We start from the raw sequence: 16601 nt of genomic DNA, 5'->3' as shown, positions 1-16601 counted from the left end.
TCGAACAGGAACGGGCACCCCTGCAAGACCCCTATTAACAACCCGACCTATTAACAACCACCCAACACGCTTACAGCCACAAGGCCAAACCCCCAACATAAACAACGCGTTTAGTTCCTATAGCCCTCGTACAGCGTGTCGTCGAGCAGTTCGGCCGGAGGCATGCCGAGGGTGACGGCCGCGGCCGCGATGGCGTTGAGGTCCCATGCGGCGTCGAGGTTCATTCTGGCCGATATGGTGGCCTTGGTCACGCCGGCCGCCTCGCACAGGGCCTGCTGTTCGAGTTCTTCCTTGGCCAGGTGCAGTCGCACGTTCCATGCGGCGACTTCCCGCAGGTGCTCTCCCAGTTCGACGGCCTGTGTCCTTGCCGTGGTGTTGCCGGTCATGTCCGTTCCTTTCGCTCGCGTGCCCTTGGGGGCTTGTGCGCACCATGCTATGGGCGGCGCGCTTGGTTGCGCAATACGACCGCCTCCCCGGTTCGGTCTGGTCGAACCGGGCCGGGAAAAACATGGAAAACGAAAGCGCTCCGCACCGTGTTGGCGCTTGGTGCGGGGCTGATCGACAACCTTGGGCGGGATTCCGAGCGATTCAAGTGACATGAGTCCCGGGATTCGCCCTCCATTGAAAGAGAGTTATCGCAATGACCAATCCTACCATCGCTTCCGCCCCGCGTGCGGCGGGAGCCATGAAAACCATCCCGTCGCTGCGTGTGCGGATCGCCCGCGCGCACCTGCTGGCGGTGTTGCTTCATCCCGCGCGCTCGTCGCGCCGTCGTCGCCGGAGCGCCTGAGATGGGCCGGGCTGTGGCGGCGGTGGCCGTCGTCGCAATCGTCGTGTGTCTGCTGGCGGTGTGGGCGTTGTGCCGCGCGGCCGCGTTGGGCGACCGCATCGGCGAACGGCTCCATGATGCCAGGGGGTCGCGAGGAGGATGCGCGATGAGCGGGCCGGCGGAGCAGTGGGCGTGGCAGTTGCAGGACGAGCGGCTGAGCCTGTCGGAGAAGTTCGTGTTGGTGTATCTGGCGCGAAGGGCGTATTACGACGACGGGTGCGGCGCGTGGCCGTCGGTCAACACCATCGCGGCACATTGCCATTGCACGCGCCGTTCCGTGCTGCGCGCGTTGAAACGTTTGCAGGAGCTGGGCTACTTGCGCGAGGGTGACCAGGAGCTGGCCGCGCGCAATCCCCGCAGCCACGAGCCCATCCCCAGGGGGCATCGTTCCAAGGTGTGGGACGTGGTGATGAAGGGCGCGCAGACCGAGCCGGAGGATATCACCGATCCCGGCGAGACCGACGCAGGCAAGGACGTTCCAGCGAAACCCAGTACAGCCGAACCATCGCGGAGCAAGGAGTGCGCGCGGGGTGACATGGCGTCACCTGACGCAGTGTCACCTGACACAATGTCACCCCAGGGCGATCCCGCCGGTGAGGTGACATCTTGTCCGAAGAGAGGTGACGTCATGTCACCCAATAGACAAGTGATAACCAATGCTCCCCTTGTCCCCTACGGGGACATTCCCCTCGCCGGGGAACAACCCGAGGAGGAGCGAAGCGAGCGTGATGCACCGGATTGGCGTCTGGCGCTGCCTCCCAAGGGCGTACGCGATCCGCTGTGGACGCCAGGGGCGGAGGATGCGGACGAGCGGGTGCGTTCCCGGGCCCTGCAGGAGGTTCGCGTGCTGACGCTGATCCATGACCGTGTGGCGGCCATCGACCCGAAGGCAGCCAGGCCGGCGTCGATGCGAGACCGACGCAAGGTCCACGAGCTGCTGATGGAACGCTCTCTGACGGAGGTCGAGACGATCCTTGATTGGGCGTATGGCAATCCGCGCTGGATCTCATGGCTGGTGGACGGCACGATGGTCGAACGCTACTTCGCGCAGGTCAGCCTCGACATGCGCACCAAGCGGGCACGAGGTCCGCAGCATTCCGGCAGCCATGCCGCTGCTGCCGAGCTCACGCCGGTCCATGATCCAGACCGGCCGGTGGCGGTTAGTTCGGGCTTGGCCTGGCGGGTGCCGGTCTACGGCGGCGGCATCCTGTCGATCGCATTGTGCCAGGCGCACCTCGACGGCGAAACCAAGCAGGCAGAGTGTCCGGTGTGCGCCTACGACCGGCGCAACCAAGCCAGCCACGCCATCGGCCTAGAGAAAACCGACCGCGCCGAAGACAAGGAATCCCACGAGGAGGCCAAGGCATGACCGGCATAGCGGATGCCGCGCCCCGTTCGCCGGAGGCGTGGAAGAACATGGGATGCTGCGCGGATTTCCCGCAGCCGTGGGCCGACCTGATGTGGGGCCTGGAGTTCGAGGACAAGCATCCCCTGGCCCGCGTGTTCCGACAGGCGGGCGCGTCGGTATGCGAGCACGACTGCCCGGTGAGGGCCGAATGCCTGGCCTACGCCGGTGCCGCCGGCCTGGAATGGGGCTTGTACGGCGGCCGCTCGTGCACCGACCGGCGCCAGATCGCCCGTCTAGCGGAAGCCGACGGCGTGCCCTGCCGCGACCGCACGGTGCCCTGGGCCCGGCGCTGGGGCCTGTTCGTCGACTGGCTCCAAGCCCATCCCGAAGTCTTCGACACGGCCCGGGGCAAGGCCAGCATGGAACGCGGGCAACGCCGATGGCGCGCCGCAGGCCGCGCCCAACCCAAGAATGAGCCGCATGACCGTCAAACCATCATGCAAACAGACAATCAAGCAATCCGACAATCAAGCAATCAAACAACCGACCATGCCGGCGATCCGGCGAATGGTCCCGAATCCAAGGAGGAAGCATCATGCGAGTAGCGTTGGCGAACGCGAAGGGCGGGGTGGCCAAGACCACCAGCTGCATCTATCTGGCCGCCGTGCTGGCCCGGCGCGGAATCGAGGTGGCGGTCTACGACGCGGACCCGCAGTCCAGCGCCAGCCTATGGGCGGCCGCCGCCGAACAAGCGGGAGACCCGCTGCCCTTCGACGTGCTGCCGGCCAACATGGCCACCCTCGCCCATCTGGGCGGCGACCCGGCCGCAAGGGAATGGTCGATCATCGACGCCCCTCCGCAAGGCCCGCTGCTCGACAAGACGTTGGCCGTGGCCGATTTCGTCATCGTGCCCACCTCGGACTCGCCGATGGACCTCCAGCAGGCATGGGACACGCTCGACCGCGCCCGACGCGCCACCAGGGCGGCCCTACTGCCGGTGCGCGTCGAAGCGAACACCAACGCCTGGGCCCAGACCCTGGCCGCGTTGGAACAAACCGACACCGCACGCTTCGACACTTTCATCGCCAAACGACAACCGATCAAGACCTCGCTCGGCATAAACCCCAAGCAACTGTACGAATACCGGGACCTAGCCGACGAACTAACGCGCATCGCCAAGGAGGAACTGGCATGAAAGGCAACTACCAACCACTGCCCAGACCCGTGCCCTTCGACAAAGTCCTCGACCAACAGGCCGAAGACAAGCAATCCGCCGGGCAGAACAACGCCGGCGAGCCACTGGTCATGTTCTCCCTGCGCCTGCCCGTCCGTCTGAAGAACCGCCTCAAGATCGCCGCCGCCGAACACGGCACGCCCATGCAACAGATCCTGCGCCACGCCATCGAACACGAACTCGACCACTTAGACAGCAACCATGAATGAGGAAAACAATTCGCACTGGCAAGACCGATACTTTTAGCGCTAGGCTGTTGTCTGAAGCCAAAACAACGAAGGGAAACACGGTTGACAAACGTCAAGGCTTATGACTTGACATCTGTGCAGAAAACAGGGTATCCCCTGATATGGGGAGAGCTAAGACGCGGTTGACTTGGCCTCCATATTGACATACTTCCCAGAGAAAGAGAGCATATCATGAAACGTCATATCAAACTTCTTACGGCAAGTGCGGCTGCCGTTGCCCTCGCTATCGGTTGCGCGGGGACAGCATGGGCCGATAATGCCTATGTGTCGGGAGAACTCAATAAGTCCGGCAGCCTTGTGCAGTACGACTACACACGCACGCATACATTCACCGGCCCTATCAGCCTATCAGTGAATAACATGCCGTCAAACTATCTGCGCCTCGGGCTTCGTAACATGAAGGCATCAGGAGGACCGCAATTCACGGACTCACTTCAGTGGAATACCGTTGGAGCTAAGTCTTGGGATAATATTCTCGTTGGCACTCGTTTCGCCTTCCAAGGCAGAATGGGAGCTTGCACTTGGTTCTGCGACACTAATTGGGGTGGTAACCTCACATACTAATAGAGGTCAAGATGAATATTCGACGTATGCAGCGGGCGATTGTCATCTTGCTGATACCTCTTGCACTTGTAGGTTGCTCTTCGACTGAAAACAAGCAGTATGGAGAGCAACCTGCAAGTGCGTTAAGTAATCGGACCGCGCAAACGGTGCGGGTCGAGACCGGTGACATCGTTCCCACGCGTTCTTTGAAAGCGCAGGTCGGCGCTGGCGTTGATTTCGCCGTGCTGGCGACCAAGGTCGGCGTCTTCGTCCCGTCGGTGGAATCCGGCCAGCGGGTCGAGCAAGGGACTGTGTTGGGAAGTGTCGAAGACCGGCAATTGGTTTCTCCCGTGGGCGCGACCGTCGTGAGCGTGATCGCTGCGCGAACGACCGTCCCCGCCAACTATCCGGTCGTGACCCTGCGTTTCGACGGCTTCGGCCTGACCGGGGATCTATCCAATCTCGTGGCGACCGTCGGCAACGCTCCTTTCGCCGGGAAATTCCAGGTCACGGATGGCGTCGGCCCGACGGACTGCTCGGGCGTCGTGCCATTGGCCTCGGACGCATCCTCCGGAGCGGAGGGACAGTCCTCCACGATTTCGATCTCCGATTCCTACGCCTGCCTCATTCCCACCGATTCCTTGGTGAGGGCGGGACAGTCGGCGATACTGGTCGTGACGGCACAGGCACGCAACGACGTCGCGTTGCTGCCGGTCACCGCCGTGGCCGGCAGACTGCAGAAGGGACAGGTCCGCCGTCCCGACGGCACGGTTCTCGACGTCGGCCTGGGCGCCACGGACGGCGCCCGCATCGAAATCACCTCGGGACTGAAGGCGGGAGACGCCGTGTCGGCCACTCCTCCCGATCTGGATTCGCAATCCAAGTAGGGCGGCACCGCATGTCTGAATCAACGAAGCCGCTCGTGGCCCTGCAGGGAGTGTCGGCCGTCGTGACCCTGGGCAACAAGGACAGGCTCACGACGGTGAACGACGTCTCCCTGGAGCTGTTCGCCGGCATGACATACTCGATAGTGGGCAAGTCGGGAGCCGGCAAGACCAGCCTGATAAGCATCATCGGGATGCTGAACACGCAGTTCAGCGGCCGTTACCTGTACAAAGGCCAAGACGTCGGCGCGTTGTCCGACAGGCGGCTTTCGTTCATGAGGGCCGGGCACATCGGCTTCGTGTTCCAGAACTATTCGTTGATCGGTCATCTATCGGCGCTCGAAAACGTCGAGCTGGCATTGTGGTACGGCCAGCATGCCCGCCGTCCCCGCGCCACGGGCGCTTCCGCCTCGGCCCGCAGGCGCAGGTGCCTTGCCGCGCTCGCTTCGGTCGGTCTCAGGGACAAGGCGGGGGAACTGCCGAAAAGACTCTCGGGCGGCGAACAGCAACGGGTGGCGATCGCCCGCGCCCTGGTCAACCAGCCCGAGCTTCTCATCTGCGACGAGCCGACCGGAGCACTCGACACCAAGACCAGCGGCGAGGTGCTTTCGGTGCTGCGGGACGCAGTGCGCGAGCATGCCACGACCTTGCTGCTCGTCACCCATGACGATGATCTCGCCGCCACCTGCGACATCACGTACACCATGTCCGGAGGCGAGCTCCATGCTCCGTCAATTGATTAAGGATCTACGGCTCGCCCCATTGCGATCCGCACTCACCGGTCTGTCGATGCTCATAGGGATCGTGGCGGTCATACTCGCCGTCCTCGCGGGAACCATCGGCAAGGACTACCTGGTGGCGATCAACGAACAACTCTACGGGCGCACCCCGCTGGTCACCGTTTCCATGAACAGCCCGAGGCTGAGCGACGCGGATGATTTCTCGCGCCTCGCCGACGCAATCGCGGCCAAGAACCATGAGACGGCAATCATCCTCAACCTTGATACCGACATCACGTTCTCTCCCGGAACGCAGTCAAGCGGAGGAATCAAGGGAGACGTCGTGGCGACCACTCCCGGATATTCGAGCATCTACAACCTTCCGATGAAATCCGGACGCTGGTACGCCGGCGGCGAACGATCGACCGCATCGATCGTCGTCAATCTCGCCGCGGAACAGAACCTTCCCAAGGACTCCACCGCATACGCGAAGACAAACCAAACCACGATCGCGACCCCGTTCACCGTGACCGGCGTCGTCAACGACGGACGCACGGACCCGACCATCTATGTCAACGCCCAAGCGCTGACCCAATACATGAGGATCGTTTCGCGAAGCGCTACCATCCTCTGGCTGGATTTCCCGCAACTCGGCAAGCAACGGGTCAGGACCGTTGTCGAGGACATCCTGTTCGACTCCATAGGAGGCTCCGTGTCCGGCGTTCAGACAATCGACAACGCGCAAAGCTACGAATCGGTGATCGCGGTCATGCAAATCGCGTTCGGCGTCTGCGCCATCCTGCTGCTCTTCGTCTCGGCCATCGGCATCGTCAACATCGGCCTGGCGTCATTGGAATCCAGAACACACGAGCTCCTCGTCAGACGCGCGCTCGGCGCCACGCGGGCATCCCTCATAGGCCTGGTGATCGGAAGCCAGCTCATCATCGGTCTTTCGGTGTCGCTATTGGCCGTCGCCATATCGGCATGCGCGGTAGGCGCGCTCCCGGCGTTCCTGCCGTCATACTCGCCTCTGCAACCCCCTGCGTTCCCCCTCGCCGCCGCCATCGCAGCCGTCTCGGCGGCGCTGGCGACCTCGATCATCGGGAGCCTCGTCCCCGCCATACGCGCGGCCAGGCTCCAACCGGCACTGGCACTGCGGTAGCCCAAACACCACACACATCACCAACAAGGAGATGCAACCAAGATGAAATCCACCCTCACAAACGCAGGCAAGAAAGCGCTGGCGACGGCATGCGCCGGCATCCTCGCCCTGAGCCTCGCCAGCTGCACCAACGGCGACGTCTCGAGCGCGGGCGACTCCAGGAAAATCGTCGGCTACGACGAGATCAACAAGGAATACCGGGAATCCATCGGCAAACTCTCCTGGCCCCAGGACTACACCCCGCCTGAATCCATGCCGTCGGATTCCGGCACGTCCTTCCAACAAGGATGGGGAGACACCCAGGCGTCCAATCTCTTCCAGTGCGCGTGGGAGAAGGAATGGCTCAACACCTATTCCTCTCAACCGGAGCGCAGCGAAGAAGCGCTCAAGGAACTGGAGAAAGTCCCCGAGATGGGATTCATGAGCCCTGACCGAGCCGATGACGCGACCCGACGATTCTTCAAAGACAACATCGACAAAGCCAAACTCGGCGACCCCTCCGGCATCCAACAAGACGTCACCGCAAACTGTCCGGCATCCTAAGACCTTAGGATAACTAAGAATTATATTCTCAATGTATCGCATTAGATAACGATGTATTCTGATGCATTTTACTGTTGCATGAGATATGGCTTGGTTCCCATCTCAATAGAAATGGAATCAAGCCATTTTAATTTAATAGATGGTTGAATAAATATTCGTGCATGTAATGGCAGACTGTTTGAATGGTTGTCCGCTGCTGATTGCAGTTAACGGGGGGAAGCTGGGGGAAGGCGTCCCGGCGGAAGGCCCGCCGGTGCGTTCTTCTTCCAGGGACAAGGAAGGATGCGGGCGTCCGTGAATGGTCGCCCGCATTTTCCGTATCCGTGTGAAACGGGAGGGAGCGCATCATGGGGCGCTTCCGACTGAAAGGACGGATACGTATGTCAGGTGGGAAGAAGAGCAGGCGCACGATGCTGGTGGCTGCCCTGACCGCAGGGGCGTTGGCCTTGGGATATCTGGCGCCAGCCGCGTTCGCCGAGGGCGGTGGTGGCGGTTCCGGCGAGGGCGGTGGCGGTTCCGGCGGGCAGGTTCCATCGCAGACCGCCGACGTGCATTGGATCTACAAGGATTCCTGGCCCGCCACTCTGGAGGGCATGAAGCAGGCGATACGTGATTCGGGCACCACCCTGTCTTCCGATTTGGAGGATGGGTCGAATCAGTTCGTGGATATGAATGCCATCCTTGCCGACGCGATCTCGGAGTGCAAGGCCTCATACACCGGGGAGGGTGACGCGGAATGCCGGATGGTCGCTGTCGGCTACGCGCGCCTCGGCAACGGCGTGTTCAGCGGTTCCTATGTCAGTTCGAACGCGCGTCAGCGTTGGGAGTCCCAATGGGCCGCCGAAGGGCGCGGCACCTACCAGTACCAAGGCCAGTCGTACACGACCGGCACCACGTGGACCGATCGACTTGGCGTGCGTTCGGTGGATAGCCTGGTGCAGGATTCCATCAACGCCAATCCCGATGCCTCGTTCCGTGTGGTCGTGCTGGCCAAGAACCAGCCGCCCGTCGATTATCCGTTGACCGTCACCACCTCGCACCGCCAGCAGACCGACATGCAGGTCGGCTCGACCACGCCGGTCGGCGACACCATCCACGCGAACAACGGCGGCTCGTCGATCAAGGAGACCCTGCACGGCACCGCGATCGTGCACTACGATGGCGGCCCCTACACGCCGACGGGCAGCGTGAGCAAGCCGATCAGCTTCGCCAACAGCGGCGACACCGTGATCGACAACCTGGCCTCGCCGGGTGATTTCGGCATGGATTCCTGGGCCGAGGGCACATATTGGATCGACATCCAAGTGCCCAGGCAGGGAAGCATGCAGGCGGCCGTGGACACCACGGACCGGGATCCGGCGGAGACCTGGAATGTCAGCGCCGTGCCGCCGACCGATCCGGTCAAAAGCATCGAGGAAGGCGTCAGCGCCGACCAGATGACCAACCGCACCACCATCACGTATGGGACCGGCCGGGGCGGTTACGAGCTGAGTTTCAGGGACGTGATCGAACCCAACGGCGTCGATTACACGGTGGACGGCTTCACGCTCGTGGACGCCACCGACAACAATCGCGATGTCTCCAACGAGTTCGAGATCGGTTGGGACCGCGCATCGAACACGGTCAGCGCGGTCCGTTCGGCCAACAAGGGCATGATGCCGTTCGACCACGAGTATGTGTTCGGCTTCGATGTGACCGTCAGCCTGCCATCCGATTACCAGAACATCAGCGACCATGCGTGGGGCAAGTGGAACCAGCTGCCCGAGGCCGACGCGGGAGAACGCGAGTTCGACACCTGGCGTCCCAATCCCGACAAAAGCTGGATCATGCTCGACACTAATGGCAAGTGGCAGGCCGTGATCGACCCCGACCGCACCAACCAGACCGGCGGCGACGGCAAGGTGTTCCTCGACGGAGACCGCGTGGCCTCCGTGGTCAACGGCACCGTGCCGGCGAACCTGATCCAGGCCCCGCGGACGCTCACCTTGGTCGATGATTGGACAGCCGCCGACTACCTGTTCGACGCCGATGAAGCGGCGAACGTCCGAGTGTACGAGGCGGACACGGGCACCGATCGCGAAAGCAGCGTAAGCGACATCGCCAACCGTGGCCGTGACATCACCGACCAGTGGGACATCACAACCGATGGCACCGTGGTCACCGCCACAGCCAAGGCCTCCTACCTGACCGGACTGAAGGACTTGGAGAAGGCCAGGCAGATCACGATGCTCGTGCCCGGCCGCGCGAACTACGCCAACGGGGCCGGAGCGGGCCAGGTGCGCGATGACTTCGGCATCGAAGCGGACGACGAGATCACGTTCTGCACCGCCGGCAAGAACGGCGCGGAGTTGACCAACGCCGGCTCGCAGACCATCAACACCCACACGGTCGAAACCAACGAGCCGAAGGTCTGCGGTTACGTGCCGTCCGTGGTCAAGGATGTGGTCGGGGAATCCTCCCAAGGCGGCGCCCAGGACAGCGTGGACGGCAAGATCGTCTTCCCCGGCCAGCGTCTCGAATACCGTCTGGAAACCCAGCCGCACCTGCCCGACAGTCTCGCCTACACTATCGTCGAGGTGGCGGTCACCGACACGTATGACGAGCACTTCCAGCCGGACAAGCAGACCCTGGAGGTCACCGACCTGACCACCGGCAAGTTCATCCCCAAGAGCCAGTACCGCAGCGAGTGGAACGACGCGAACCATGCCGTGCGTCTCGTGTTTGCCGACGACTATGTGCGGGCGAACTGGCTGGCGGGCACGAATCCCAGAATCATCATCAGATTCGAGGGCGTCGTGGCCGAGGATGCCCCGGCCGACACCGTGGTTGACAACCAGTGGGCGTTGACCTTGAACAACTCGGTCACACCAAGCAACAAGGTATGGAACGATCCGCCCGACTTCCAGCCGGGCAAGGAGGACACCCAGGCCGACCCGTCCATTTCGATCGACGGCAAGACCGCGTTGCTCGGAGACCGCATCTACTATCGGATCAATCTCGACGCCAAGCAGACGAACCATGCCTACAAGGTGTGGCGGCTGGGCATGGTCGATGACTGGGACGACGAATACCTCGAACTCGACGAGAACCATATCACCGTGACCGACAAGGCCAACGGCAGGGATGTGACCGACCGGTTCAACATCCAGGCCATCGACGGCGTGGCATACGTGTTCGCCAAAACCGTTGACACCGAGGTTCCGGCGACGGGAGAGACCATCAAGGGCGACCCCCAGCCAGCCGATCTCAAGATCTACGCCGCACTTGGCGACAAGGACCACGACCCGTTGAAGGACCCGGCCATCGACCAGTCGCTTCTGGGCACCTCGTATGAGGTCACGCTGCCGATGACCGTCATCAAGGTCACCGACGATTACGTGGTCACGAACACGGCCACCCAGCTGGTCAACGACGTGCGCAAGGACACCAACCAGGTTTCCAACCCCTTGAAGCCGATCAACCCGGCCAAGGATGTCGTGGTCAAGGTGGACGGGCAGAGCGTGGATGGCAAGAGCATCTATCTCAACAGCCTGTTCCTCTACCGGCTCGACAGCTCCACGCTGCCGCCCGACCGCGCCTACCCGCAGGTCTCCGACTGGTCCATCAGCGACCCGCTCGACACCCGGTACGACAAGTTCACCGGCCAATGGGCCGTCTACGCCGCCCGCGACCTCATCAAGGACGGCGAGACCCTGGCCGAGCGGGGCGAACGCATCGCCGGCTCCGACTTCGACGCCAGCCGTTTCGGCGGAGAACTCTTCGAGCTCGCCACCGACGAGCGCGGCGTGGTCACCGTGCGCGCCACGGAGCTGATGCTTGGACTCGTGTCGGCCGACACCGAGCATGAGCAGGCGTGGACCGCGTTCATCCAATGCCAGCGCATCGCCGTGGGCGGTCCCGTGGCCAACCAGTTCACCGAGACCATCAACGGGGTCGAACGGCCCTCGAACACCGTCACCACGCACACGCCCGACATGACGCCCCGGCTCACCATCGAGAAATGGGACGAGCAATCTGGCTGGCCCGACGGCGACCGTGACACCGTTGACGAGGCGCTGAACATGAACGGGAGCGACACTCGCATCGTGTTCACCATCACCAACGCATCGCCCACCGACCCTGACACCGGAGACGGCCCTTGGTTCAAGGCGAGCGAGCTGAGCCTCACCGACCAGCTCGTCGCCGGCGACGGCCAGATCGGCGAGTTCGAGTATCCCGATGACTGGCAGACGCTGATCCTCAAGCCCGGAGACAGCGTGGAGGTCAAGGCCACCCTCAGTGGCGTGAGCGAGCATCAAACCGACCGCGCCATCGTCACCGGCACGCCGCTCGTCCAATGCATCGTCTCCGACCCCGACCCCTTCGACGGCAAAGACGAGGAGAAACTGCCCGAGGACGCGGTGGAGATCGACGGGCGAACCCTGTGCGCGGACACCACCGTGACCAGCAACACCGACGACTGGAACGGCTACCAGCCCAAGGACAACCTGGCGACCACCGGCACCAACATCGCCGGCCTCATCGCCGTCATCCTCGTCCTCGCACTCCTCGGCACCGGCGCAACCGCCGCGATCCGCCTCACCCGCGCCAACGGCCGCCACACCGGGCACGAAAACGACGCGAACGATGATGCTGTTGGCTGCGACGGCAGTCCTGACGAGAATGGTCCCGAGCCGGACTTCGCTCAGCTCGTCACCACCATCAACCCCAAGGAGTCGCCCATGAACTGACAACGATTCTCTGCCTGCTGCCGGAAGCCTTTCGTATTTCAGCCAGCAGATAGACGGTGATACCATGCAACTGTCCCGGTAAACGGGGCAGTGCATACCAGGCCCGCAGGCGTAGCCCTGTGGGCCTGCTTCATTTGTCTTCCACTGATTTCGGCCAAATGTTCTCGGCTCTTTGGCGGAATCGCCCAGCAGTATGTTCTGATTTGCTCTAGGAACTTCTTAGGCCTATAGGAACTAAACGCGTTGTTTTAGGTTCTGTGTGTGGGTTTGGTTGTGTGTTGGTCAGAGTGTGGTGTTGGGGTATCTGACTGATGTGTGGAACTCGTTCCAGTTGATGGCGGTGCCGTAGTGTTCGGGCTCGTCCTGTTCCTGTCTGGTTTCCCGTTTGGGTGCTGGTTGTGGCTGCTGGTGTTCGTCCCTGATCAGGCTGGCGGGGTCGGGGTTGTCGGTTTTCATGTAGCAGTGCCATTCGCAGGCGCGTCCCATGTGGCTCTCGGGTAGGCCGTGGTGTTGCAGGAGGGTGCGTTTGATGGGTGAGTCGACTCCTCCTTCCAGCCGGTTGGTGGTGCGTTCCACTGGCCCGCCGGCGGTGAGTTCGGGTTCCGGGAAGGCGAAGAGCTGCCTGTCTTGGAAGAGGTGTTCGGGCCTGCGGTAGCAGCGGCGGAGTTCCTGGTGGGTCCACCACCAGGATTGGTGGCTGGCTTTGGGGTTGGCTGGGTCGTCCTTGGCCATGGTGCGTTCGTCGATGAGGGTTTTCCATCTTTCGTGCCAGGCGTTCAAGGCCTCACCCCAACGCACCGCTTCCTCGATGGTATGGACCCGGGTGAGCTGGTCGGAGAGTCGCTTGAGTTCCTTGCCGGCCTGAAGTCGTGGTTTGAGTGTCGGGTCGGTTTTGGTGTTGCGTTGCACGTGCACCAGGCAGCGTTGGATGCGCGTGCCCGGCCAGCAAGGCATGGCAGGCTTTCTGCACGCCGCGAAGGCCGTCGGTGATGAGCACGTCGGGCCCGGGGATGCGGGAGAACAGGGCCGTGCAGGCCGCCGTGTTCTCCTGATGGCACCACTGCCGGTCGATGACCTGGCCCGTCTGCCCGTCGATCGCTATCAGGAGGCACCAGCCGTGTGCCATATACGTGCCGTCGGCCATGAGCGTGTGATGGACCACCCCGTCCGGTGTGATTGCCGGCTTGATGTTCCAGCACCAGCCGACCCGTTTACGCCAGGCCCTGGCGCCCATGGCCCCCATCTGTTCCCGGGTCCTGCCCGTCAGCAGCCGGTCCGGGAACTCCCTCAACTGCGCGGCGCGGGCCCGGTCCTGCCTGCGCGCGGTGGACGTGATCGAGCAGGACGGACACATCCAGCGCTGCGTGCCTGATCTGTTGCGCCCATGCTTGCGCATCCGCCCATGGCATATGGGGCAATGCCTGGCCCTCTTCGATCTGGTTCTCATTCCCCAATCGAACAGGAACGGGCACCCCTGCAAGACCCCTATTAACAACCCGACCTATTAACAACCACCCAACACGCTTACAGCCACAAGGCCAAACCCCCAACATAAACAACGCGTTTAGTTCCTATAGCCCTTAATATTGCATGATCTATCAAGCAATGCCTCCCCCCCCCCCCCCCCCTGTATCAAATGCTCCTGGTTGTGGCAAATACGAGTAGTGGTAAATACGAGTATTGGGATGCCCAATCGATTAAATCGTGTTTAACTCTCCCGACTCGAGGCCTGGTGCTGCCGGTCTGTTTCGAATATTCCCATCCCTTGTGCGAGGTGGGATGATTACGCGGTTTTTCGTTCTGTGCCAGGAGGCACTTTCTGAGATTGCAGGAGGCGACAGACGGGTGCCCTGTCGAAGACACAACGTTGTACTATTCAAATGGCCCATAGTTATAGGGTCGGCGAGAGCCATAGACAACAGAGTCAGAACGAAGGAGTTAGACAGTGACGCGAGGGCAGCTAAATCACAGCGGCAGGGCAGAGTTCAGGGTGGATGAGGAGCAGGAGTCCACGCCCATTGACGATCGCCTCTTCGGATCCTTCGTGGAGCACCTGGGCAGGGGCATCTACTCGGGCATCTATGAGCCGGGGCATCCTACAGCAGACGAGCAGGGTTTCCGCCGGGACGTCATGGATCTGGTCAAGGAATTGGGCGTGACCACCATCCGATACCCGGGTGGCAACTTCGTCTCGGGCTACCGCTGGGAGGATGGCGTGGGACCGCGCGAAAGCCGTCCTCGTCGTCTCGACCTGGCCTGGCATTCCGGCGAAAGCAACGAGTTCGGCCTGCACGAGATGAGCGAATGGCTGGACAAGCTGGGCGGCAACGAGCTCATGGAGGCCGTCAACCTGGGCACCAGGGGCTTGCAGGAGGCCCTGGATCTGCTCGAATACTGCAATGTGCCATCGGGTACCGAGCTGTCTGAACGGCGGCGTGCCAACGGCCATGATCGCCCCTTCAACATCAGGATGTGGTGTCTGGGCAACGAGATGGACGGCGACTGGCAAATCGGCCACAAGAGTGCACAGGAATATGCGGATCTGGCCAACCGGACGGCTGTGGCCATGCGGATGATCGATCCGCACTTGGATCTGGTTGTATGCGGATCCTCTTCGCATAGCATGCCCACTTTCGGTCTCTGGGAGCGTACCGTCCTGGAGCGCTGCTTCGAAAATGTGAACTTTCTCTCATGCCATGCCTATTACGCGCCCCGGGATGGAGATATGGCCAGCTTTCTGGCTTCTGGCGTGGACATGGACAGTTTCATCACCGATGTGGCGGCCATCATCGCCGCCTCGCGTGCCCGGCTGGGCAGTGACCATCAGGTTTACATCTCCTTCGACGAGTGGAATGTCTGGTACCAGGCTGCAGAGGCCAGCAGATCGCCCGAAGGCATCGGCAATTGGCCTATAGGCGCGCCGCTCTTGGAGGATGTCTATTCGGTGGCAGATGCCGTGGTGGTGGGCGACCTGCTGATCACCCTGCTCCGGCATGCCGACGTCGTTCATGCGGCCAGCCTGGCCCAGCTGGTCAACGTCATTGCCCCCATCATGACTGAACCCGGCGGCCCGGCCTGGAGGCAGACCATTTTCTATCCCTTCGCCCTGACCGCCCGTTATGCACGAGGCGCCAGTGTACTCAAGAGCCTGCAAAGCGGAGATACCTATGAGACCTCGCGCTATGGCCAGGTGCCCATGACGGATTCAGTGGCTGTCAGAGGTGCCGACGGCTCCCTCAGTGTTTTCGCGGTCAACCGCAGCCTCGACAGTTCTGTTGATTTCAAAATCGCCCTGCCTGAACAGGATCGACATCGACAGGCCACGGTCAGCACCCTGCATGAGGACGACCCCTCGGCACGCAACACTCTTGAAGACCAGGAGCGGGTCGTCATGCATGCCCGGACAGATTTCAAGATGGATGAGGATGCCTTGAGCCTTCAGCTGCCTCCCGTCTCCTGGACGGTCATTCATCTGGCTTAAAAGGCCGCCAAAGGCATCTTGGCTCGGAACCCTATCCGCGGATTCTCAGGTAGGGTGCCTTTACGGTCTATCTGGATGTGGACGATTGCGTATTCGACCACATGCCTCCTTCCGTCTCGCGTGACTTTCGCCCCCGATCCATCATGATGATGGACGCTCAATCGGGCATCCACGATGACGGAATGAAGGTGCGACCATGGCCTCTGCGCGTGACCATAAGAACAAGGGCATCAGGCGGGTTACCGGCCGGATGCCCATCATGCTTTCCGGCTGCCGCCCCCCTTGGTTTCCCGGGACGCTGCTGGTGCTGATGCTGGCCCTGGGCCTGTCGGTTGCAGGGCCCACAGTGACCGTCACGGCTCAGCCTGCGCCGACCCTGCCTTCGGCTGCAGCTCCGGCGCAGAACGGTCGACTTACCTCATCGACCACAGCCTGCCGCCGGGGCTGGCTGTGGCCCCTTGAACCAAAGCCTGGAGGTAAGGCTGTCCCTCAGGCCATGCGTCCATTCGATCCTCCTGATCGTCCATGGCTGAGCGGGCATCGCGGGATAGATTTGGCGGCGGGGCAAGGCAGTGATATCCGTGCTCCGGCAGATGGCGTCATCGTCTTTGCAGGTTCCGTGGGAGGCAAGGATGTGGTCTCCATTCGTCACGGAAACCTGGTCTCCACTTACGAGCCTGCGCAGAGCTCTTTGCCGGTGGGAACCCGACTTCAGGCCGGCACAGTCTGGGGGAAGGTAGAGGGAGTCTCTGACCACTGTGCCCAGGAGTGTCTGCACTGGGGACTGAAAGACGATCAAGGCCTGTACCTGGATCCAGGCGCTAAAGTCGGAAATCATCGGATTCGTCTCAAACCTTTATAGAAGTGCCGGGGTCGTTCA

The 16601-nt window shown here is 62.0% G+C and carries 13 protein-coding genes and 1 pseudogene; 12 read left to right on the top strand and 2 right to left on the bottom strand.

Going from position 1 to position 16601, the window contains the following annotated elements; all coding sequences use genetic code 11:
- Nucleotides 1-110: 110 nt before the first annotated feature.
- The gene (locus tag ACUIAF_RS02655; protein WP_198216878.1) at nt 111-386 is read right to left on the bottom strand and encodes a hypothetical protein; all 276 of its coding nucleotides are present in this window, start codon (nt 384-386) and stop codon (nt 111-113) included.
- A gap of 254 nt (nt 387-640) precedes the next feature.
- Here ACUIAF_RS02655 and ACUIAF_RS02650 point away from each other — a divergent pair, with 254 nt between their 5' ends.
- The 10 genes from ACUIAF_RS02650 to ACUIAF_RS02605 all read left to right on the top strand — a co-directional run bounded on the left by ACUIAF_RS02650 (nt 641) and on the right by ACUIAF_RS02605 (nt 12240).
- Nucleotides 641-790, top strand: coding sequence for a hypothetical protein (locus ACUIAF_RS02650; RefSeq protein WP_014484172.1), 150 nt, complete (start codon nt 641-643; stop codon nt 788-790).
- Between the two features lie 145 nt (nt 791-935).
- Entirely contained in the window at nt 936-2198 is a 1263-nt protein-coding gene (locus ACUIAF_RS02645; RefSeq protein ID WP_033501853.1) for a helix-turn-helix domain-containing protein, read from the top strand.
- Entirely contained in the window at nt 2195-2782 is a 588-nt protein-coding gene (locus tag ACUIAF_RS02640) for a WhiB family transcriptional regulator (RefSeq protein WP_015021885.1), read from the top strand. The genes ACUIAF_RS02645 and ACUIAF_RS02640 overlap by 4 nt, the downstream gene beginning before the upstream one ends.
- Entirely contained in the window at nt 2773-3372 is a 600-nt protein-coding gene (locus ACUIAF_RS02635; RefSeq protein WP_015021886.1) for a ParA family protein, read from the top strand. Before ACUIAF_RS02640 ends, ACUIAF_RS02635 begins: the two co-directional genes overlap by 10 nt.
- Nucleotides 3369-3620, top strand: coding sequence for a hypothetical protein (locus ACUIAF_RS02630; protein ID WP_015021887.1), 252 nt, complete (start codon nt 3369-3371; stop codon nt 3618-3620). The genes ACUIAF_RS02635 and ACUIAF_RS02630 overlap by 4 nt, the downstream gene beginning before the upstream one ends.
- 614 nt (nt 3621-4234) lie before the next feature.
- Nucleotides 4235-5089, top strand: coding sequence for a hypothetical protein (locus ACUIAF_RS02625; RefSeq protein ID WP_141650097.1), 855 nt, complete (start codon nt 4235-4237; stop codon nt 5087-5089).
- An 11-nt stretch (nt 5090-5100) separates the two neighbouring features.
- Nucleotides 5101-5829 (top strand): ABC transporter ATP-binding protein, encoded by a 729-nt coding sequence (locus ACUIAF_RS02620; RefSeq protein ID WP_015021890.1) that lies wholly within the window; start codon nt 5101-5103, stop codon nt 5827-5829.
- Nucleotides 5810-6967 carry an ABC transporter permease gene (locus tag ACUIAF_RS02615; RefSeq protein ID WP_029679089.1) on the top strand — a complete coding sequence of 386 codons (1158 nt, stop codon included), beginning with the start codon at nt 5810-5812 and terminating at the stop codon, nt 6965-6967. Before ACUIAF_RS02620 ends, ACUIAF_RS02615 begins: the two co-directional genes overlap by 20 nt.
- A gap of 42 nt (nt 6968-7009) precedes the next feature.
- Nucleotides 7010-7510: a hypothetical protein gene (locus tag ACUIAF_RS02610; RefSeq protein ID WP_015021892.1), complete on the top strand. Its 501-nt coding sequence runs from the start codon at nt 7010-7012 to the stop codon at nt 7508-7510.
- 380 nt (nt 7511-7890) lie between these two features.
- Nucleotides 7891-12240: an LPXTG cell wall anchor domain-containing protein gene (locus tag ACUIAF_RS02605; RefSeq protein ID WP_445338945.1), complete on the top strand. Its 4350-nt coding sequence runs from the start codon at nt 7891-7893 to the stop codon at nt 12238-12240.
- Nucleotides 12241-12522: 282 nt separating this feature from the next.
- On the opposite strand, the pseudogene ACUIAF_RS02600 reads toward ACUIAF_RS02605, so the two are convergent.
- A pseudogene (locus tag ACUIAF_RS02600) lies at nt 12523-13687 on the bottom strand (IS1249 family transposase).
- 498 nt (nt 13688-14185) lie between these two features.
- Between ACUIAF_RS02600 and arfA the strand changes: the two are divergent.
- Together arfA and ACUIAF_RS02590 are read left to right on the top strand one after the other, a co-directional pair.
- Nucleotides 14186-15721 carry an arabinosylfuranosidase ArfA gene (gene arfA, locus ACUIAF_RS02595; RefSeq protein ID WP_445338944.1) on the top strand — a complete coding sequence of 512 codons (1536 nt, stop codon included), beginning with the start codon at nt 14186-14188 and terminating at the stop codon, nt 15719-15721.
- A gap of 196 nt (nt 15722-15917) precedes the next feature.
- On the top strand, nt 15918-16583 hold the full coding sequence (locus ACUIAF_RS02590; RefSeq protein WP_445338943.1) for a peptidoglycan DD-metalloendopeptidase family protein: 666 nt from the start codon (nt 15918-15920) through the stop codon (nt 16581-16583).
- The last annotated feature ends 18 nt before the right edge of the window (nt 16584-16601 follow it).

Source organism: Bifidobacterium sp. ESL0822 (genome assembly GCF_052606675.1).
The sequence above is the reverse complement of the archived record's forward strand: the minus strand, read 5'-3'. Positions and strand labels throughout refer to the sequence as shown.